This is a genomic window from Corynebacterium sp. LaCa_70 (assembly GCF_058182015.1).
Genome location: NZ_CP190914.1, coordinates 1313740 through 1334256, shown reverse-complemented (window position 1 = coordinate 1334256; position 20517 = coordinate 1313740). Strand labels below are relative to the sequence as shown.

At 53.6% G+C, this 20517-nt stretch carries 20 protein-coding genes and 6 tRNA genes; 25 read left to right on the top strand and 1 reads right to left on the bottom strand.

From position 1 onward, the window contains the following. The first annotated feature begins 38 nt into the window (after positions 1-38). The 15 genes from ACP8MI_RS06075 (at position 39) to ACP8MI_RS06005 (ending at position 9690) form a co-directional block, all read left to right on the top strand. Positions 39-111: transfer RNA gene (locus tag ACP8MI_RS06075), tRNA-Gly, on the top strand. 79 nt (positions 112-190) lie between these two features. Then, positions 191-263 (top strand) — tRNA-Val (locus tag ACP8MI_RS06070). A 30-nt stretch (positions 264-293) separates the two neighbouring features. Next, a tRNA-Gly gene (locus ACP8MI_RS06065) sits at positions 294-366 on the top strand. A gap of 44 nt (positions 367-410) precedes the next feature. Further along, positions 411-481, top strand: a tRNA-Cys gene (locus ACP8MI_RS06060). A gap of 31 nt (positions 482-512) precedes the next feature. Next, positions 513-585 (top strand) — tRNA-Val (locus tag ACP8MI_RS06055). Positions 586-647: 62 nt separating this feature from the next. Then, a tRNA-Gly gene (locus ACP8MI_RS06050) sits at positions 648-723 on the top strand. A gap of 300 nt (positions 724-1023) precedes the next feature. Continuing rightward, positions 1024-1632, top strand: coding sequence for a copper resistance CopC family protein (locus ACP8MI_RS06045; protein WP_018119670.1), 609 nt, complete (start codon positions 1024-1026; stop codon positions 1630-1632). A gap of 29 nt (positions 1633-1661) precedes the next feature. Beyond that, the gene (locus ACP8MI_RS06040; protein ID WP_018119669.1) at positions 1662-2291 is read left to right on the top strand and encodes a copper chaperone PCu(A)C; all 630 of its coding nucleotides are present in this window, start codon (positions 1662-1664) and stop codon (positions 2289-2291) included. Between the two features lie 107 nt (positions 2292-2398). Then, positions 2399-3670 (top strand): Dyp-type peroxidase, encoded by a 1272-nt coding sequence (locus tag ACP8MI_RS06035; protein ID WP_049167693.1) that lies wholly within the window; start codon positions 2399-2401, stop codon positions 3668-3670. 168 nt (positions 3671-3838) lie between these two features. Then, the gene (gene thrS / locus ACP8MI_RS06030) at positions 3839-5896 is read left to right on the top strand and encodes a threonine--tRNA ligase (RefSeq protein WP_284606947.1); all 2058 of its coding nucleotides are present in this window, start codon (positions 3839-3841) and stop codon (positions 5894-5896) included. After that, on the top strand, positions 5886-6467 hold the full coding sequence (locus tag ACP8MI_RS06025) for an HIT family protein (protein ID WP_049148345.1): 582 nt from the start codon (positions 5886-5888) through the stop codon (positions 6465-6467). The genes thrS and ACP8MI_RS06025 overlap by 11 nt, the downstream gene beginning before the upstream one ends. After that, a complete protein-coding gene (gene pgsA, locus ACP8MI_RS06020) occupies positions 6460-7083 on the top strand; it encodes a phosphatidylinositol phosphate synthase (protein ID WP_049148343.1) in 624 nt (207 codons plus the stop codon). The genes ACP8MI_RS06025 and pgsA overlap by 8 nt, the downstream gene beginning before the upstream one ends. After that, positions 7080-8057 carry a phosphatidylinositol mannoside acyltransferase gene (locus ACP8MI_RS06015; RefSeq protein ID WP_144736306.1) on the top strand — a complete coding sequence of 326 codons (978 nt, stop codon included), beginning with the start codon at positions 7080-7082 and terminating at the stop codon, positions 8055-8057. Before pgsA ends, ACP8MI_RS06015 begins: the two co-directional genes overlap by 4 nt. 11 nt (positions 8058-8068) lie before the next feature. Further along, positions 8069-9169, top strand: coding sequence for a glycosyltransferase family 4 protein (locus ACP8MI_RS06010; RefSeq protein WP_249605860.1), 1101 nt, complete (start codon positions 8069-8071; stop codon positions 9167-9169). After that, positions 9166-9690, top strand: a complete 525-nt coding sequence (locus tag ACP8MI_RS06005; RefSeq protein WP_144736308.1) for a hypothetical protein — start codon at positions 9166-9168, stop codon at positions 9688-9690. Before ACP8MI_RS06010 ends, ACP8MI_RS06005 begins: the two co-directional genes overlap by 4 nt. 18 nt (positions 9691-9708) lie before the next feature. Here ACP8MI_RS06005 and ACP8MI_RS06000 read toward each other — a convergent pair whose 3' ends face one another. Next, positions 9709-10185, bottom strand: coding sequence for a DUF3817 domain-containing protein (locus ACP8MI_RS06000; protein ID WP_144736310.1), 477 nt, complete (start codon positions 10183-10185; stop codon positions 9709-9711). A gap of 128 nt (positions 10186-10313) precedes the next feature. Here ACP8MI_RS06000 and ACP8MI_RS05995 point away from each other — a divergent pair, with 128 nt between their 5' ends. The 10 genes from ACP8MI_RS05995 to ACP8MI_RS05950 all read left to right on the top strand — a co-directional run bounded on the left by ACP8MI_RS05995 (position 10314) and on the right by ACP8MI_RS05950 (position 20509). Then, a complete protein-coding gene (locus ACP8MI_RS05995) occupies positions 10314-11249 on the top strand; it encodes an acyl-CoA thioesterase (RefSeq protein ID WP_126843764.1) in 936 nt (311 codons plus the stop codon). Positions 11250-11412: 163 nt separating this feature from the next. Next, on the top strand, positions 11413-12168 hold the full coding sequence (locus ACP8MI_RS05990; protein WP_249605858.1) for a YebC/PmpR family DNA-binding transcriptional regulator: 756 nt from the start codon (positions 11413-11415) through the stop codon (positions 12166-12168). A gap of 21 nt (positions 12169-12189) precedes the next feature. Further along, on the top strand, positions 12190-12729 hold the full coding sequence (gene ruvC / locus ACP8MI_RS05985; RefSeq protein ID WP_049148331.1) for a crossover junction endodeoxyribonuclease RuvC: 540 nt from the start codon (positions 12190-12192) through the stop codon (positions 12727-12729). Positions 12730-12732: 3 nt separating this feature from the next. Further along, on the top strand, positions 12733-13365 hold the full coding sequence (ruvA, locus tag ACP8MI_RS05980; protein WP_049167685.1) for a Holliday junction branch migration protein RuvA: 633 nt from the start codon (positions 12733-12735) through the stop codon (positions 13363-13365). Positions 13366-13386: 21 nt separating this feature from the next. Next, positions 13387-14505 (top strand): Holliday junction branch migration DNA helicase RuvB, encoded by a 1119-nt coding sequence (gene ruvB / locus ACP8MI_RS05975; RefSeq protein ID WP_249605857.1) that lies wholly within the window; start codon positions 13387-13389, stop codon positions 14503-14505. 112 nt (positions 14506-14617) lie between these two features. Continuing rightward, complete coding sequence (gene yajC / locus ACP8MI_RS05970) at positions 14618-15028, top strand: preprotein translocase subunit YajC (RefSeq protein WP_049148328.1); 411 nt, start codon at positions 14618-14620, stop codon at positions 15026-15028. A 64-nt stretch (positions 15029-15092) separates the two neighbouring features. After that, entirely contained in the window at positions 15093-16901 is a 1809-nt protein-coding gene (gene secD / locus ACP8MI_RS05965) for a protein translocase subunit SecD (RefSeq protein ID WP_249605856.1), read from the top strand. Then, positions 16894-18036: a protein translocase subunit SecF gene (gene secF / locus ACP8MI_RS05960; RefSeq protein ID WP_082148332.1), complete on the top strand. Its 1143-nt coding sequence runs from the start codon at positions 16894-16896 to the stop codon at positions 18034-18036. The genes secD and secF overlap by 8 nt, the downstream gene beginning before the upstream one ends. 129 nt (positions 18037-18165) lie before the next feature. After that, positions 18166-19875 carry an ABC transporter substrate-binding protein gene (locus tag ACP8MI_RS05955; RefSeq protein WP_238635790.1) on the top strand — a complete coding sequence of 570 codons (1710 nt, stop codon included), beginning with the start codon at positions 18166-18168 and terminating at the stop codon, positions 19873-19875. Between the two features lie 67 nt (positions 19876-19942). Further along, positions 19943-20509: an adenine phosphoribosyltransferase gene (locus tag ACP8MI_RS05950; RefSeq protein WP_018119651.1), complete on the top strand. Its 567-nt coding sequence runs from the start codon at positions 19943-19945 to the stop codon at positions 20507-20509. Positions 20510-20517 lie beyond the last annotated feature (8 nt).

Here is a 20517-nt window from a genome sequence, read left to right as displayed (position 1 = left end):
CCGCTAGAGTCTCTTAAGCAGTGCACAAGGCACTGGGTGCGGATGTAGCGCAGCTGGTAGCGCATCACCTTGCCAAGGTGAGGGTCGCGAGTTCGAGTCTCGTCATCCGCTCAGCGTACGCCGCTGGTTGGTCCTCACATTGTTGAGGGCGACCCGGTGTGGCGGACGCCGAGTGAAAACTCAATATCTAGCGCGATTAGCTCAGTTGGTAGAGCACTACCTCGACACGGTAGGGGTCACTGGTTCAAGTCCAGTATCGCGCACAGAGGGCACATCTCACGGTGTCCTCGCCCGCGGATGTAGCGCAGCTGGTAGCGCATCACCTTGCCAAGGTGAGGGTCGCGAGTTCGAGTCTCGTCATCCGCTCTGGTTCCCCCTTTGCGGGTATCCTTGTGAGGCGGTATCGCCGCGGTGGAATGGCCGAGTGGTGAGGCAACGGTCTGCAAAACCGTGCACACGGGTTCGATTCCCGTTTCCACCTCTAGTAACAATGATGACTTTCGTCATTGTCAGCGCGATTAGCTCAGTTGGTAGAGCACTACCTCGACACGGTAGGGGTCACTGGTTCAAGTCCAGTATCGCGCACACGGGAATAACCGAATTCTATTCGGAATTCCCCAAGGAAACCGGGCCTGTGGTTTTCTTTTGCGGATGTAGCGCAGCTGGTAGCGCATCACCTTGCCAAGGTGAGGGTCGCGAGTTCGAGTCTCGTCATCCGCTCCAATTCTTATTTGGGAAACGCCGTCTCTCCGTTGGGAGGGGCGGCGTTCGCGCACGCGAAGCATATTCTCAGCGCAGTGGGGAATACGGGTTAAACCCTTAACTGGGTTTAGCCCTGAAAAGTAGAATTTGTGGCAATGACGGGCACTTGTGATCTGTGGGTGGTATTACACCGTTAAACTTGAGATTCGTCGGAACTATTTCTATGAACCTAGCGACTACTAAGGTGGACTCATCAAAAACCCGATTAGTCCTGTAGAACAGTGCATGACTACGCAGTTCACAACATGGAGGCTGAATTTTATGAGCTCTTCTGCTCAACGAACACCCATACGCCGCATTGGTGCTGGTTTGGCGACAGCTACTTTGAGTGCTGCTGCCTTGTGGTCATTTGCGCCACAGGCGTCGGCGCATGACGTAGTCGTCGACAGTAACCCTGCAGACGGTTCGGTTGTAGAAGAATTCCCAGACTCCATCGTGCTCGAATTCTCAGGGGAACCGAGGGAAGGTTTCAATACCGTTGCGGTGAGCAATGCGAGCGGCGAGACCATTTTTGATGCTGAACCGGACTTGGATGGCAGGGTACTAACCGTCGACGTTCCCGATAATCTCGATACACCGGACGGAACTTATTCTGTCGGCTATCAAATTACTTCATCTGACGGTCATGCTACCCGCGGTGGTCTGGAGTTCAGCGTCGGAAACGGCGGCGGAACCGCTTCCTCCGCGTCGGCAGATTCACAACCAGATAATAATGACTCTGCGGAAGCAGATACCTCAGATGCGGTAGAAAACGCGGAAGACAGTCAAGGCGCCGGCGCTGCCAGCATCGTTATCGCAATCGGTGCTATCGCCGCTGCCATCGGGGTTATCGTACTGCTAGTACAAAAGCGTAAACGGTTCGACAACTAGCACATGACAATTAACATCAGGAGAAAATCATGAAAAATAAAGCTCTGTCATTGTCCGCACTCGTTCTTGCTACCGGTCTGACTTTGGCCGCATGTTCCAGTGACGATGCAGACACAGACGCCGCAGCAACGACTACCGAAAGCTCTGCTTCTGATTCCACGACCGCATCCAAAGAATCTGCCGCTACGGAAGTAACCCTGGAAGACGGCGTCGTCAAGGCAAAAGCAGCTGATGAGCCAATGACTGCTATTTTTGGGGAACTGACAAATGCTTCCGATAAAGATATCGTGATCGAGAGTTTCACGACGAGCCTGGGTGAAGCGCGCTACGAAATCCACGAGGTCGTGAATGGAGCGATGCGTGAGCGCGAAGAGGAATTGCGCATCCCCGCTGGAGAATCTCATGAACTCAAGCCAGGCGGCGATCACCTCATGATCATGGAATACGATGGGGAAATCGCAGCCGGCGATGAAATCACCGTTACCCTGAAATTGGCTGACGGTAGTGAAATCGAACTTGCACCAGTTCCGGTTCGTACCATTGGCGCCGGCGATGAAGAGTACGGCGACCTCGAGAGCCATGGAGGTCACGCGGGCCACGATCATAACGGCCATGATCACGGCGAGCATGGTGGTCATGATCACGGCGAACACAACTAATGCACAACTAATACCGATAGCTTGTCGTTAGACCGCCATAGACGCGATCGCGGCGCTGGACACGCAATGTCCAACGGTAACGGGCAAATTTTTAAGGAGCTAGTTTCGTGGCTGGTTTTTCACGCCGACACTTTCTCGCTGGGCTTGGTACCGGCGCGTCTGCGATCGCATTACAAGGATGTTCCTCCCAGGCTCAACTCGCAAACAACACGGCGTGGGCGGGTTCAGAAAGTCCTTCCGATGCTGTGGCAATGGCTGATGTCAGGCTGCAAAATGCGGTGGTGGCATTCGACGGCACTCACCAGGCGGGGATCAAGGAGCCGCAACAGGCACGTGCCAATCTCGTCGCGTTTGCTCTCAAAGCAGGGGTAGACCGCGAAGGGGTTCGGAGACTGCTCAAATTGTGGACCGAAGACGCCCGACGCTTAACCGCGGGCATCGCACCGCGTGGTACCTTAGAACCCGAATTGCTGAACGTTCCTGGAAATTTAACCATCACGGTTGGATTTGGGCCCGGTTTGTTTACCACGATCGGTGCCGAAGACCAGCGCCCTGAATGGTTGCAGCCGATCCCAGAATTTAGCCGCGATCAACTTGATCCGCACTGGGGCGAAGCTGACCTTTTATTACAGATCGCCTCCGACGAACCACTCACCGCCACATACGCTCTGCGACATATGATTCGTTCCGGCGTGGATTACGTCGACGTTGCGTGGTTGCAGCAAGGCTTCAGCCACGCGGATGGAGCCCGTTCTCGGAGCACCACGCCCAGAAATTTATTTGGGCAATTCGACGGCACCGTAAACCCGAGGTCCGAAGAAGAATTCGCCAACCAGGTATTTATTCCGCGTGACTCGTCTGACCCTGATTGGATTCATGGAGGCAGTGCGATGGTGATTCGACGTATCCGTATGAATTTGGATACGTGGGAAAAGCTTGACCGCGGATCACGCGAAAATGCGATGGGCCGCAAACTGGATTCTGGGGCGCCGCTAACCGGAACCGATGAACACGATGATCCCGATTTCACAGCTCGCGATAAATTCGGGCTCCCCGTTATTGATCCGACGAGCCACATGGCGCGCGCACGTAACCCAGATAATAAGCCGGAACAAAAACTTTTGCGTCGTCCATTTAGTTATGACTTGCCGCCTGAACCCGGAGATGAGCAGTTATCGAATTCTGGTCTGATTTTCATCTGCTACCAGCAGGACCCGCGTGAACAATTTATTCCCATTCAACGGCGGCTTGATGATGTCGACCGCCTTAACGAATGGATTACGCATATTGGATCGTCGGTGTGGGCTATTCCGCCTGGAACTGATGCAGAAGGTCAGGAACGTGATGAATATTGGGGACAATCGCTGTTAGAAGCGTGAAAGCCTGGTTAAAGGTGTGACTTAGGGCAGTCGAAAATGCGTTTTTTGAGTTATCGGGCCTGGCTGTAACGAAGAATGACCGAGGCGCTAAAATGGCGAAGTAATTAGTTTCCTCAGGGTGCGGCCAGGTATGCCGCAGTCGATAAGCGCAAAGGAGCGCAAACTTTCATGGTCCATTCACTTGAGCCTTTGTCGAATCCTTCGGAATCTTTCAGCGTCGGTGCAGGAACCCCAGTAGGTGCTGCGATGAAAGAACTGGGGTTTCCCAATAAAGGGCCGGAGGCTGTTGTCTGCGTAAAAGACGCCGAAGGAGTTCTCAAAGACTTAAGTCATGTTCCAGAGACTGCTGGCGAATTTTGGCCAGTCATTGCGGGTTCTGAGGAAGGGCGAGGAGTGATTCGTCACTCGTGCGCCCATGTACTGGCACAAGCGGTGCAAAAGGAATTCCCAGGGACGAAGTTGGGAATTGGTCCTGCCATTGACAATGGCTTTTACTATGACTTCCAAGTTGCAGAACCATTCACTCCGGAAGATCTCAAAAAGATCGAAAAGCGGATGAAGAAGATCATCAAGACCGGACAGCGCTTTGCACGTGGCGTATTTGCTGATTCCGCTGAAGCGGAGACAGCGCTTGCCGACGAGCCATTCAAGTTGGAATTGGTGGCCGACAAAGGAAACGTGGACCCAGACTCCGATGAAGCTACGGAAGTAGGTTCCGGTGAACTGACCTACTATGACAATCTCAACCCTCGGACTGGAGAGGTCGAATGGTCGGATTTGTGTCGCGGTCCACACATTCCCACGACTAAGTACATTCCGGCCTTTAGCCTGACGCGTGCGTCGGCAGCATACTGGCGCGGTGATCAATCCCAGGCTGATTTGCAGCGTGTTTATGGCACTGCTTGGGAATCATCCGAGGCTCTCGAGGCCTACCAGACGATGTTGGAAGAAGCAGAAAAACGTGACCACCGCCGTCTGGGGGCTGAGCTCGACTTGTTTTCTTTCCCGGAAGAGATTGGCTCTGGCTTCCCAGTGTTCCATCCCAATGGTGCTACCGTGCGCATGGAGATGGAAGAATTTTCTCGGCGGCGCCACATCGAGGCGGGATATTCTTTTGTCAACACTCCACACTTGACAAAGGGGGATTTGTTCCGGAAATCCGGCCACCTGGATTTTTACTCTGAGGGTATGTTCCCGCCGATGCAGCTCGATGGCGAATATGATGCGGACGGCAATGTAACTAAGCCGGCACAGGATTACTATGCCAAGCCAATGAACTGCCCCATGCATAATTTGATCTTTGCCTCACGGGGCCGGTCCTACCGGGAATTGCCTCTGCGTCTATTCGAATTTGGCACGGTCTATCGATACGAAAAATCAGGAGTCGTGCATGGCTTAACCCGGGCCCGTGGTTTCACCCAGGATGACGCGCATATTTACTGCACGGAAGACCAGCTTGAAGATGAGCTGCGCAAGGTCATCGATTTTATTATTTCGTTGCTGCGCGATTATGGTCTGGATGATTTCTATCTGGAGCTATCCACCAAAGATCCAAAGAAATTCGTGGGTTCAGACGAGATTTGGGAGCGCTCTACCGCTATTTTGCAGCGGGTAGCTGATTCTTCAGGCCTTAATTTGGTTCCGGATCCGGAAGGTGCCGCCTTCTACGGTCCGAAAATTTCGGTGCAGGCTCGTGATGCCATCGGCCGTACCTGGCAAATGTCGACCGTACAGTTGGATTTCAACCTGCCGGAACGTTTCGAATTGGAATACACGGCGCCTGATGGCAGCAAGAAACGTCCCATCATGGTGCATCGCGCCCTGTTTGGTTCAATTGAGCGCTTCTTCGGCGTGCTCCTTGAGCACTACGCTGGTGTATTCCCAGCGTGGTTAGCGCCACAGCAAGTAATGGGCATCCCGGTAGCCGACGAATTTGTCCCGCACTTGGAAGAAATCACCGCGCAACTGCGGGCACGAGGTATCCGCGCGGACGTTGACACCTCAGACGATCGTATGCAAAAGAAGATCCGTAACCACACCACGGGCAAGATTCCGTTCATGCTATTGGCTGGTGGACGTGACGTAGAAGCCGGGGCTGTGTCATTCCGTTTTCTCGACGGCACGCAACTGAATGGTGTAGCCGTCGATGATGCGGTGAATTTGATCAGCGACTGGATCAGTCTGCGTCGTAACGAGGCACCGTCTAAGGAGACCTTTGGAAACTGAGACTAATGATCAGCGGTGTGGTGACCACGGTGTTGGAGATCCGGACCGCTTGCAGCGATTGTGGGCACCTTATCGGAAGGCCTACATCAAAGAAAAGAGCTCAGAACCTTTTGTGGAGGCGCCGCGGAAATCGGATGAGGACGGCCTGATTATTGCGCGCGGGAACAAGGTATACGCATTATTGAACCTTTACCCGTATAACGCAGGGCACATGCTGGTCGTCCCGTACCGGAAAGTAGCGAATCTCGAAGAGTTGGATTCCGAGGAATCAACGGAGTTGCTCGAGTTCACGCAGATGTCTATTCGGGTATTGAAACGAGTCTCGCGTCCACACGCGGTCAACGTCGGCATGAATCTTGGTGGAGCCAGTGGCGGTAGTGTGCGCGACCATCTGCACATGCATATCGTCCCACGCTGGCAAGGTGACGCCAATTTTCTGACAATAATTGACGGAATTAAGGTGTTACCGGAGCTTTTGGCGGATACGCGCACTATCCTGGCAGAAAGTTGGGCGGAAATTGCCGCGGAAGATTCTGATAACGAGGGAGTGAATAACGCCACCGATGCTTAGCGTTCATGGTCGGAAACCCGCGGCAGTGGTTGTAGAACCGCTCGCCAAATTAGCGATTGCTGCTGGCTTAACCCCAAATATGGTCACGGTCATCGGTGCTGTGGTGACTACCGCGATTGCCGTCGTGTTAATTCCCGCAGGATTTCTGTTTTGGGCTGCGATTTTATCGGGGCTGTTCGCAGCGTTCGACATGATTGATGGCACAATGGCACGTCTTAAAGGCGGGGCCTCCGCGTTTGGCGCGACACTCGATGCCACGTGTGACCGCATTACTGATGGTGCACTGTTCGCGGCTATTATTTGGTGGCTGATTTATTCCTATGACGCCCCGAAATCTCTGGTCGTAGCGTCTCTAGTGGTCTTAGTATCGTCACAAGTAATTAGCTACGTCAAAGCTCGCGGTGAAGCCTCTGGCCTGAAGCTCGTTGGTGGTCTTATTGAACGGCCCGAACGGTTGATTATTTCTTTGGTTGGAATTGGCCTGCAAGGGCTCGGTGTTCCGTACGCAATTGATGTCGCGTTATGGATTTTGGCGGTTGGCTCGTTGTTTACGGTTTACCAGCGTATGGCTATGGCACGTAAACTCGATTCGGTTGCACGAAAGGCTACCACATGAGCATAACTTCCAGACTTGGCACGCGGCTTCCGCAGCGCGAAGATATCGTGGCATACGGGTATTTTGCTGGCTGGTCGCTGGTTCGACGGCTACCGTTGTCGCTTACCCGCAAGGCGTTTGATAAGCTTGCCGACGCTGTCAGCAAGAAAGGAACGGGGCCGGAACAATTGCGTAAAAATCTGGCGCGCGTCGTCGGTCCGGAGAATGTGACTAAACAACTGGTCCGAGATTCCATGCGCAGCTATTTCCGCTATTGGTTAGAAGCGTTTCGCTTACCCACGATGCAACACGAAGATAACCTTCCACAACGGCTTGCCGACGGTGTATCTGGCCGTGACGCCTTCGATGCCGCATTAGAACGCGGCAAGGGGGTAGTTCTTGCACTGCCACATACCGGGAACTGGGATATGGCTGGCGCGTTTGTCGTGGCGCATTACGGACAGTTTGCCACTGTCGCCGAACGGGTCAAGCCTGAATCCTTGTTCGATGCGTTTGTGAAGTATCGGAACTCGATGGGCTTTGACGTGATCCCTTTGACTGGAGGGGATCAACCACCGTTTTCTTACCTGAAACAGGTACTGCAGGACGGAGGCGTCGTCGCGCTATTGTGCGAACGCGATTTGAAAAACTCTGGCGTCATTGTCGACTTTTTTGGTGAACCGGCTTCTATGGCGGCCGGGCCAGCTGTGTTAGCGAAAGAAACCGGGGCGACATTATTCGCTGTGCACTCCTGGTTCCAGGGTGCTGACGATGGAGTATCGCCGAACTGGGGCCTTGCTGCGACTCATGAGATTGCGGTTAGTGACGTGCAATCGACGACCCAACGGTTGGCTGATGCTTTAGCAGAAAACATCGCTAGTACCCCGCAAGACTGGCATATGCTGCAACCGATTTGGTTGCGTGACCTTGATCCGGCTCGGATGAGCGAGCAACAACGCGAGGCCTTGCGTGCTCACGAGCAGGTCGAAAACTAGGGCGATTCGCGATGCGCATTGGAATAGTTTGTCCTTATTCTTTCGATGAGCCTGGTGGCGTCCAAGCACATATTTATGATCTGGCGACGATCCTGATCACCCGTGGTCATACGGTCCGAGTACTTGGGCCTGTTTCCGACCAGACTGATGTCCCTGATTTTGTGGTCAAGGGGGGTGGCTCAGTTCCGATTCGATACAACGGATCGGTAGCACGTTTGTCCCTTGGACCACACGTTCGTCGAACGGTAAAGAAGTTTCTTCGGGAAGGCGAATTTGATGTCGTGCACATCCACGAGCCAAACTCGCCGAGCTATTCCATGGCAGTTTTACGCATGGCACAAGGCCCTATTGTTGCCACATATCATGCCTCGGCAGACTCGTCGCTGCTGTTGAGAATTTTTAAGCCGGTGCTGCGCCCGTTATTGGACAAAATACGGGCGGGCATTGCAGTTTCGGAGATGGCACGGCGCTGGCAAGTTGAGCAGCTCGGTGGCGATCCCGTGCTGATTCCCAACGGCGTCGATACCTCGGTGTATGCCGCACAACGTGTTCCATTCCAAGAAAACAGCGGGAAACCGGTGGAGATCGTATTCCTCGGCCGTTTGGATGAATCCCGGAAGGGTCTGGACGTGTTGTTGGAGGCTCTGCACGAACTTGACCGTGATGTTCGAATAACCATTATGGGTGGTGGGCGAAAACGCGAGGCCCCCGGCGTGGACTTCGTGGGACGTGTCAGCGATGCTGAGAAAGCTACTATTTTAGGCCGCGCTGATATTTACGTCGCGCCCAATTTAGGCGGTGAGAGTTTCGGCATCGTATTAGTCGAAGCTATGGCCGCTGGCTGTGCCGTAGTTGCCAGCGATCTCGAGGCTTTTGACGTCGTGTGTGATGCAGCGAGCGATACGCCCGCGGGCGCTTTATTCCGAACCGGTGATAGTTCGGATCTTGCTCGGGTATTGCGGATGCTGGTCGACGATTTCGAGCACCGGAAACGTTTAGTAGAAGCCGGCATCAAGCGTGCCCAAAACTTCGATTGGGACTCTGTTGCCACACAAGTAGAAACTGTATATGAAACCGTCGTCAATGGTTCGAAGGTGCGCAGCGTTCAATGATTATTGACCTAATACTGGCAATCTTGTTGGTTTGCGTCGTGAGCGCCGTACTGTGGACCTATTTCACAGCTCAACGACTTCATCGCTTGCATATTCGTCTTGATGCGGCACTGCAATCACTGCAAGCCGCGCTTGATCGTCGTGTAGCTGTGGTTGCCGCTGTGAGTCCGCAGTTGGCACCTCAAGCACGAGAAGTGGAATCGATTCGTCTTCTCCATGGACAATTGGCGCCACGGGAGGCTGCCGAGCGAGAATTGTCGGCTGCGATTAACAGAAAATTTGCTGCTGAATGTTCTGCTGAGGATTCGCATATGAACGGTGTTGCTGAATATGGGTTAAGCAACCACCAGCCGGAATTAATCGATGCCGATGTACGGGTGGAATTGGCACACCGGTTTTATAACGAGGCAGTGGCGAGTACCCGCGGGCTGCGCCTGCGCCCGTTAGTGAAAACTTTCCGCTTAGGCGGCAGGGCGCCGCTACCGGATTTTTTCCAATACACCTCATATTTGAGTGTTTAACAAGCAGTTGAGCGGTAATTATTCGTTGACGATATCTTCTAGTGCGACTGGTGGGCCAAGAAATAGCAAAACGCTGAAAACAACAGCGACCGCAACCACTATTACGATAATGCTGCGGGCAGGGTAGCGCACGGCTTGGTACAAAGCCCAGTCGAATGGTCCTTTCGGGGCAGTAGTGGTGTCTGTATCGCGGAAGCGCCAACCACCGTCGAGTACTCCTTTGCTGTCTGCCCAGGCAGCAAACGGCCACGCCGCAAATGGGATGACTGAAACCACGAGACCGACGAAACCTAGAACTGGACTCCATCGGTTATTGATCCAGATGAGTACCGTCATTACCACGAAGCATAAGAAGCCGAAGCCATGGATGCTACCGGTAATAGGTACTACAGCATCAGTGGTTCCGGAATACTTCAAGACCATGCCCAGGATTAACAGCGACCACGTCACCATCTCGAGGATTGCGGCGGTTCGGTGCAGTTTTTGTGGAGTCATAGCCGTAACTCTAGTGCTTCATCGATGCGTGAGCCGGGTTGGGTTCGACGTCTACTCATCGTGCAGTGGAGAATGTGCGGTAGGCTTGTAACGTCAATCACTAACCGTCGGCAAGCGAAAGAGACGTAATGAGCACGAATTCGAGCGAGATTGACCGCATCCTTCATGTGACAGAAATTCCGGCACCGGCATACTCGGCTGGTGTTGTTGATGTAAATAACAATGGCGATGAAAATGGCGACGGAGACGAAATACTGAGTGACCGGGAGACCAGGGTTGCGGCGATCCCGAACACGCGCTGGTTTCACGCTAGTAGCGTACCGACAAATTTGGAACGTACCTATGGTGGGCAACTAGTGGCACAAGCCTTAGCCGCAGCCAATGCGACCGTCGACAAGAAAAAACTGCATTCACTGCATACATATTTTCTCAAAGGAGGCGACGCACAACTAGGGATCGATGTGCAAGTTGAACTCGTGCGTGACGGGCGCAGCTTTGCGAATCGCCGGGTGCGGGTGTTCCAGAATGAGGTAGAAATTTGCCATGTTTCTGTGAGCTACCACCGTAGTGGTGATACCGGGCCATCGTATGGCCATGACATGCCCGCTGTTCCCAAACCCGAAACTACGCCACGAGCGGTCTTCGAAGATTTCAGCAAATCGCACACCTTAGACCACAGTGGTGATTGGGACGCTCTTGTAGTCCCACAAGAAAAAGTCGGTGATGGTTTCGCACCAGGCAACCGATTGAGTATGTGGATTCGCTATAACGGTGCCATCACCGATGGCGATAATCACCACGCCGCCGCACTGGGTTATATCTCTGATAGCACGCTGTTATCGAATGCCACCGCGCTTGAACCGGATCGTCATGTACAAATGGCCAGCTTGGATCATTCCATGTGGATATTCGCACCTTTTCGTGTCGACGACTGGCTGTTGTATGACCAATGGTCACCGGCGGCTGGCGCGGGGCGTGGATTCGCGATGGGGCGATTTTTTACCAGTGATGGACGACTTGTCGCGATGGCCACTCAGGAGGGCTTAGTCCGGGATCACCGGTGATAGCACACGTGCTCGCCAATTAATCTGTATTCACACGTATACTTGAATGCGTTAAAATATCCGGGCATTTTCTCGCTCGGGGTTCATATCGCTTCGTCGTGCGAGTAATGGGTATTCACCACGACGTTGAACCGGCATAAGCAATGCTGTTGAAAGGAATGACATGGCAGGCCACTCAAAATGGGCAAATAACAAACATAAAAAGGCTGCCAACGACGCCAAACGTGGCAAAGAATTCGCGAAACTGGTTAAAAGTATCGAAGTAGCGGCACGTAATGGTGGCGGAGACCCGGCAGCCAACCCGACGCTGGATGACATGATTAAAAAGGCCAAGAAGGCTTCAGTCCCAGCAGATAATATTGAGCGGGCTCGAAAGCGCGGTTCCGGTGAAGAGGCGGGCGGCGCCGATTGGCAATCAATCATGTATGAAGGTTATGCCCCGAATGGTGTGGCAATGCTGATCGAGTGCTTGACGGACAATAAGAATCGCGCAGCTACTGACGTACGAACCGCGATGAGCAAAAACGGTGGCAACCTGGGTGAATCAGGTTCTGTGGCCTATATGTTTAGCCGTACCGGCTATGTTTTGGTGGAAAAGAAAGGTGAGCTTACCGAAGACGACTTGCTGATGGCGGTCTTGGACGCGGGAGCGGAAGAAGTCAAAGACCAAGGCGAGAAGTTTGAAATCATCTGCCAGCCGACGGATATTCCGGCAGTGAGAACTGCTTTGGAAGAAGCCGGCATCGAAGTTGATGATTCGGACCAGGATTTTCGGGCTTCGGTGGACGTACCACTTGGTGTCGAAGGCGCCAAGAAAGTGTTTAAGCTGATCGACGCACTCGAAGACGTCGATGACGTGCAGGATGTTTATACCAACATGACTGTATCGGACGAAGTCATGGAAGAGCTCAACGCTTAGTCTGTGATGAAATAGTCTGCGATGAATCTTGAAGGACTGCGCGTGATGGGGATTGATCCCGGCCTGACGCGTTGTGGGCTATCGGTCGTGCAGTCCGGCAAAGGGCGAGCGATTTACCCAGTGTCGGTCGGGGTCATCCGTACACCCAGTGATGCACCGTTGACCGAGCGCTTATTGCGTATTTCCCATGCCGTGCGCGAGTGGATAGATGATTATCAACCCGACGTCGTCGCGATCGAGCGTCTATTCGAACGCGGTAACGTGTCTACGGTGATCCATACTGCGCACGCTGTTGGTGTGTTAATGCTCGCTGCAGCCGAACGCGGGTTGCCGGTCGATATGTACACCCCATCCGAAGTGAAAAAAGCGATCAGCGGTAACGGTCGGGCGGACAAAAAGCAGATGACGGCAATGGTGACTCGGATCCTGGGGCTGTCTGAGCCGCCAAAGCCTGCAGATGCGGCTGACGCATTGGCGCTAGCGATTTGCCATTGCTGGCGCGCACCTGCGTTAGCTCAGCAGGAACAATTGCTCAAAAAATCGCTGAAGAAAGGCTCTTAGTTTATGATCGCCTCGTTACGCGGGACAGTGATTGATATCGGCCTTAATGCTGCGGTTTTGGAATGCGCAGGCGTTGGCTACCGTGTTATTGCGACGCCGCGCACATTGGGAATATTGCGTCGTGGTGAAGACGCATTCATTTTGACCACGTTGGCGGTAAAAGAAGACTCGATGACCCTCTACGGGTTTACTGATTCCGGTGACCAAGAAATGTTCACGGTTCTCCAGAGCGTGTCTGGGTTCGGTCCGAAACTAGCGATGACGTCGCTGTCGGTTATGAACGCAGAAGAGCTAGCGACGGCGATTTCTGCTGGAGAAGCGAAAACCTTGCAACGTATACCCGGTATTGGCAAACGTGTCGCAGAGCGATTGATCGTCGAACTGAAAGATAAGGTTGCACAATGGCAGCCATCCAGTACTGGAACTGATGCTGTCGGCACAGAACACGGGCCTGCTGGGGTTGCTGGCGAACCTTCAGCTGCGTTATCGGAACAGGTAGTTGCCGCATTAATCGGACTTGGTTTCGGTGAGAAACAAGCAACGGCGGCGGTGGATAAGGTAGTTGCGCAACAGCCAGATGCAGATTCATCCCTTGTCTTGCGTGCTGCTTTGGCAGAACTGGGACCGAAGAAATAACGCTGGATAGAGCTGGTAGAAATGTCAGATTTGGAAAGAACTGAATTCGAACTGCCGAAAGATTATGCAGCCACCACCGGTGGTCGTGCATCTGGAGCCCAGAATGCTGGTGGCAGACCAATTGGTGCTGAGGTTGATCCTCAGCGACAGATTGGTGAACAGGATTTTGAACGGTCTTTACGCCCGAAAAGTCTGCAGGAATTCATTGGACAGCCAAAAGTACGGCAGCAGCTTTCCCTGGTTTTGGAAGGTGCGCGGGGTCGTAATGTGACTCCAGATCACGTGTTGTTATCCGGCCCGCCGGGGCTTGGTAAGACGACAATGGCGATGATTATTGCGGGTGAACTCGGTTCCAGTTTGCGCATGACATCCGGGCCAGCCTTAGAGCGCGCGGGCGATTTGGCCGCGATGTTATCGAATCTCATTGAAGGAGACGTGCTGTTTATCGATGAGATTCATCGCATGGCACGTTCGGCCGAAGAAATGTTGTATATGGCTATGGAGGATTTCCGCATCGACGTTATCGTCGGCAAGGGGCCTGGAGCAACCTCGATCCCGTTGGAAATTCCACCATTCACACTGGTTGGCGCCACTACACGCGCAGGAATGCTGACGGGTCCGTTGCGTGATCGTTTCGGTTTCAACGCGCAGATGGAGTTCTATGACACCGAAGATTTGACAGAAGTTATCGAACGCACCGCACACATCATGCACGTTGATATTGACCACGATGCCGCCGTTGAGATTGGTTCGCGTTCCAGGGGAACTCCCCGCATCGCCAATAGGCTTTTGCGCAGGGTGCGAGACTTTGCCGACGTGCATGGCCCCGGCAGGATTGATCTCCGCTCTGCTCAGGGAGCGCTAGATGTTTTCGATGTCGATGAACTTGGGCTTGACCGGCTCGACCGGGCTGTGCTCTCGGCATTGGTGAAGGGACATGGAGGCGGACCAGTAGGGGTCAACACCCTGGCAGTGGCAGTCGGTGAGGAATCTGCAACGGTCGAAGAAGTCTGTGAGCCCTACTTGGTCCGCGCTGGTTTATTGGCGCGAACTGGCAGGGGCAGGGTCGCTACCGCACGGGCCTGGCGCCACCTGGGGCTGGAAGCGCCGGAAAATGCACCTGGGCAATACGAAGATTAGCGTCACTATTCGTCGGTGCGCTTTATATTTTTCATCAGCTCCGACGGCTCAACGGACTATAGAATAGCTACTAAGTAGCATTGCCTTAACCGCGTCTGGCACACTATGGGGCATGGATATTGTTCTCATTATTGCTCTGTTGGCCTTGTTCTTGTTGCCATCATTTTTCATGATGCGCAAGCAGCGGAAACAGCAGGAAGAACTGCGTAGTTTTCAACAGGCGTTGAACCCGGGCGATCGAGTGATCACTGCCGGTGGCATCCATTTGGTATTGACAGATATTGGCGAAACCACTGTTACAGGAGAAATTGCTGCTGGCGTCGAGGTCACCATGGAAAAGATCGCTATTTTGCGCCCCGCGGATCAAGTGAGTCTGGCGCAGAACGCTCCAATCCACCCGGAACACGCGAACGATGATGCCGTGGAATCCACTGGCAGTGACCAAAACCAGGATGATGCCGCAGATGCACAGGGTGGCGGGGGATTTCCACAACACCCAGAAAATGATGATCGTAATAACTAAAGACTGACCGCGGTGCACATGTGCGCATTCGTAGGTTTATTAATCGCTTTCAGGAGAAACTCCCTTGCCGGAACCAAATACTAAGGCCAATCGTGGCGGTAATTCCCGCACGTGGCCTGCCAAGGCAATAGCCTGGTTCATCGTCATCACAGTGGCGTTATTTTCCCTTATTTTGTTTACGGGTGATAGACACGCAACACCCCGTCTAGGCATTGATCTGCAGGGCGGTACTCGCGTCACGCTCGTTCCGCAGGGGGATGAACCAACCCAGGATCAGTTGGATCAAGCGCGTGCAATTTTGGAACAGCGTGTCAACGGCATGGGCGTTTCTGGCGCGCAAGTCGTTACCGACGGCAACACGCTGGTGATTACTGTGCCCGGAGAAGACACAGCCCAAGCACGAGCAGTGGGGCAGACGTCGCAGCTGCTGTTCCGTCCAGTTGCGCAGCAACCAACTCCGAACCCAGCCGAGTTGACTGACACCCTCGGAGACATGGCCAACCGCTGGGTGGAATATGGATTGCTCGAGAAGCAAGACGCAGAAGAAACCATTAATCAACTTTTCGCTGCTTTCGAAGAACAAGCTGATGACGCAGCCGCTGCTGGTCTGGGAGAAAAGCCAAAAATCACGGCCTCTGCCAAGCCGGAGCCGGAAAACTCTTTGGAACAAGCCGAGCGCCGCGACGAAATTACCGAGATGCTGATTGCTGACCGGCAGTCGGAAGATCCAACGACCCAAGCCGCTGCCAGTGCTCTGTTGACCTGTGAAGGTGACGTTGATCCGCTATCCGGTGCTGATGATCCCGCGAAACCATTAGTGACGTGCGATTATGAGCAGGGCCAACCGTATTTGCTACAGCCTGCGCCATTGCTTAACGGGGTCACCGATCCCGAAGGTCCACGTTTGACGGGTAACGAAATTGATACCGATAGCCCGATCAACGGTGGTTTTAACCAGCACAGTGGCCAGATGGAAATCTCATTCGCGTTCAAGACTGGGTCTGGTCCGTCCGGTGCGCAGACTTGGGCTGATTTGACGGAAGAATATCTGCAACAACAGATTGCGATTACGCTCGACTCCAATGTGATTTCCGCGCCAGTGATTCAAGGCGTCACGCCTTATGGTTCGACGACCTCGATCACCGGGCAATTTAGCCAGGAAGAAGCCCAGGAGCTAGCGAATAACCTGCGCTACGGCGCCCTGCCTTTGTCATTTGTTGGAGAAGACGGCACTCCAGGCGGTACGGCGGAGACGGTTCCGCCTTCATTGGGGCAGGCCGCGTTGAAGGCTGGACTCATTGCTGGGCTGGTGGGACTGGCACTGATCGCCGTCTACGTCTTTTATTATTACCGCTTGCTAGCACTGGTGTCGCTAGTGTCCCTTGCTGCAGCAGGTGTTATTACTTATGCAGCGATCGTTTTGCTGGGCCGTTGGATCGGCTATTCCCTGGACCTTTCCGGAATTGCTGGATTGATCATCGGTATCGCCACCGCGGCTGACTCGTTTGTGGTGTTGTATGAGCGGATTAAAGACGAATTGTTGCAAGGGCGTACTTTCCGTTCGGCAGCACCACGTGCTTGGGAGCGTGCTAAACGCACCATCGTGACTGGTAACGTTGTCACTCTCATCGGTTCTGTGGTGGTCTATTTCCTTGCCGTCGGCGATGTCAAGGGATTCGCGTTTACGCTGGGAATCACGACAGTATTTGATATCGTCGTATCCTTCCTGGTCACCGCACCATTGATGATTATGGCTGCGCGAAAACCGTTCTGGGCAAAACCACAAGTCAACGGACTGGGCAAGGTATTTGACTTGATCGAAGAGCGTCGTGCAGAAGCCGAAGTTGCGGATGAGGAGAAAATCCATGGCTAAACAATCTCTTGTCAACCGTTTGACCACCGGTGATGGCGGCATCGACTTCATTGGTCGGAGTAAACTCTTCTATCTCATTACAGCGGCGTTGATTCTGATCAGCCTGGCGTCGATGTTGTTTCGTGGATTCTCCATGTCAATCGACTTCGAGGGTGGAACACGGATGACGATGCCTGCTGGTGATTTAGTCGCGGAGGAAGTCGAAGAGACCTTCGTCGAGGCAACCGGCGTAGAACCAGAAATCACGCAAATCGTCGGCTCCGGTGATTCCGAGACGCTCGAGATTACCGCTGAACACCTGTCGCAATCGCAAATTGATGCAGCTCGTTTGGCCATCTATGAAGAGCATGAACCCAAGGACCACACCGGTGCGCCGTCTCCGGATGCCATTGGTGATTCCACAGTGTCGGAATCCTGGGGCGATACCATTACACAGCGCATGTTGTTGTCCATGGTTGTTTTCTTGGTCTTCGCAACCATCTACGTCGCTTTCCGTCTGCAAAAATACATGGCACTCGCTGCAATGGGCGCACTTATCGTCGACGGTATTGTGATTGCGGGCATTTATTCGCTGTTTGGCTTTGAGGTCTCGCCAGCTGTGATCATTGGTTTGCTGACCGTATTGACGTTCTCCATCTACGACACCGTTATTGTTTTTGACAAGGTTAATGAAAACACCGAAGGCGTTACCGCTTCTCGACGCGCTACCTACGGTGAAGAAGCCAATCGCGCGATTAATCAGACGGTAATGCGTTCGATTTCGACGTCTGTTATTTCCGCACTGCCGATCATCGCGCTGTTCGCCGTTGCGGTCTGGTTGATGGGAATCGGTACTTTGCGCGATCTGGCGCTCGTCCAATTAATTGGTGTCATCGAAGGTATTTTCTCCTCAATTTTCTTGGCGACGCCATTGCTGGTCTCAATTGTTAATCGAAGCAAGAAGATCAAAAAACACAATCAAGAAGTCGCAGAATACCGTGCCCGTGGTGACCTCGATGGTGAATCAGCCGAAATCGATAATGACATCGAACATCGGACCATCGCATCTCCGGAAACGACTGCCGTCGCGGCACCAGCACGCGAAAGCTTTCAAACCCCGCACAGCACGGGCGGAAGCACCTGGCGCCCCGAATAGCGCGCGTTGCCACGCCCCTCGTCTAAGATTGAGGGGCGCGTCCGTGGACGTGCCCGCAATCAGGCAGCAGCCCGAAACCATTGCACAGATGAGGACCACTTGGCTATGACCGTTCTCTATGATTCGGACGTGAGACACCGCAGACGCGCCAACAGGCTATCGCGAATCCGGCGGCTAGGAGCCTGCGCGGCGAGCCTGAGTTTGGCTGGCGTCTTGGTGGCATGCGCCGATGAACCGGCTCCGGAGGCCGAAGAGCACTCAGGCTGGATTAGCACGGTGGCTGACGGGCAACAGGAACTGAATTACCAGTCCTCGTCCCCACTGACAACGACCAATGCGGGCTCCATTACCGGTAGCTCGACGGCAGCGCAGCAACTGTCGGCACGTCTGTATCCGGGTGTCTACGTTCCGGGGCCACACGGGCAGCTGATTCAGAACAGTGATTTGATCAGCGTGCGGTTTTTACCTGATATTAAGCCTCAGGTCATTTACACGATTTCCGAGGATGCGCAGTATTCCGATGGTGCTCCGATAACGTGCACGGATTTTTTGCTGGCCTATACTGCGGGCGTGATGCCGGAGCTTTTTTCATCACAGTTGCCATTGATGCAACATGTTGATGAATTTGAGTGCCAGCCGGGGGCCGCACGGTTTTCTGTAAAGTTCAAGGAGGGTGCAGGGAAGCGCTGGCGTGAGCTCTTCTCGCCGGGAACTGTGCTACCCGCACACGCGATTGCTTCCCGCGCAGGCATGTCGCTTACTGAGCTGCATCAGGCTTTAGAAGACCGCGACGTTGAAAAATTGTCTGAGCCGGCGAGAATATGGTCCGAGGCCTTTGCCTTGGATAACTTCGATCCCTTACTACAAGTATCTGCCGGTCCATTTCTGTTGGATCACGTGAGCGATGAAGGGGCAGCGATTCTGGCCCGCAATGAAGCTTATTATGGTGACGATGCACGGCTCGCGAGCCTCGCGGTGTGGCCTGCTCGTGCTGATTCAGGGAAGCTATTGGAACAAGACTCCCTGGATATCGCGGATATTAGCCAGGTGAACCCTGAATGGTTGGATCGTAATGCTGCTGGGGCTAATTTCACCATTCAACCTCAGGTCGGAGAACTCACGGATGCGTTGTTGTTGTCCGAAACCGGGATCTTTGCAGAACCTGGCAGTCGCCAAGCGTTCGCGGCGTGCATCGACCAAGGTGCGGTAGCAGAGACGTCGTCAAGAGTCTCCGGTGTTGAGGTCGGACCCGTGCTGTGGCAAAGCATCGAACATGAGGACCCGGTGAGGCATCATTTGCGGGATATTTCGGAACCGCATGCGGGCGTGGATATTGCTAAGGCGCGCGAATTAGAAGGACGAACCATCCGCGTAGGCTACCGCGGGCAGGATAAACGTTTGGCCGCCATGGTAGAAACCATTGCGCAGCGGTGCCGGGAAGCTGGAATTGAGGTTGTCGATGCGGCACAGGCAGAAACCACAGCACAAGATTTGTATATTGATGATGCGAATACTGTAGGAGATGGCTCTGTAGCGGAGGACTCTGCCGAGGAATCTATCAAGCAGTCCGGGGGCGACCAGCCCGGCGAAAAGCGCAAAATCGATGCCTATCTGGGCGCGGTATATCCACCAAATCTCGATGCACGAGCAGCTGTACACATTTCGGGCATTGATGCTCTGCGCCGAGCGGAATCCGCTATGTGGGAAGAGGTTTCTATGATTCCGTTGGCAGCCCAGCCACGGGTTTTTGTGATCAACCGCGATGTCACAAGTGCCGTGCCTTATACTGGAGAATCGGCGATCGGGTGGAATATGGATCGCTGGCAGAAAACCGGATAATCGCGCTGTCCATTAACTGCGCCGTCAATAAGCCGTCAATACGAAGCCAACCTTGGGAATTGAGACTGTGACTGAACTTGCTAGAACAACCACTCTCGTCGACGCGCAAAACGTATTGGATGACAAGATCAGGCGGGTCAAAGATTTCCCGCAACCAGGGATCGTTTTCGAGGATCTCACGCCAGTGCTTGCGGATCCACAATCATTTGCCATGTTGGTCGATGCATTAGCCGAACAGTGTGCGGCCGCTGGCGCAGAGATTATTGGTGGTTTGGATGCTCGAGGGTTTTTATTAGGTTCCGCTGTTGCATACAAGCTCGGGCTAGGGATTTTGGCAATCCGGAAAAAGGGAAAGCTGCCGCCCCCAGTCCATAGTCAAGATTACAGCCTGGAATATGGCAATGCTGCACTGGAAGTGCCCGCCGACGGGATCGATTTAGACGGCAAAAACGTTGCGCTTGTCGACGATATCCTCGCCACCGGCGGCACCCTTGGAGCAGCGAAAAAACTGCTGGCTAACTGCGGTGCAAATATTGTTGCAAACGTCGTTATTTTGGAAATTCCTGGTCTCGATGGGCGCAAGATGCTCGGTGACGATAATCTGGTAGTCATCTATCCACATTCGGCACGCTAGACCGCGGA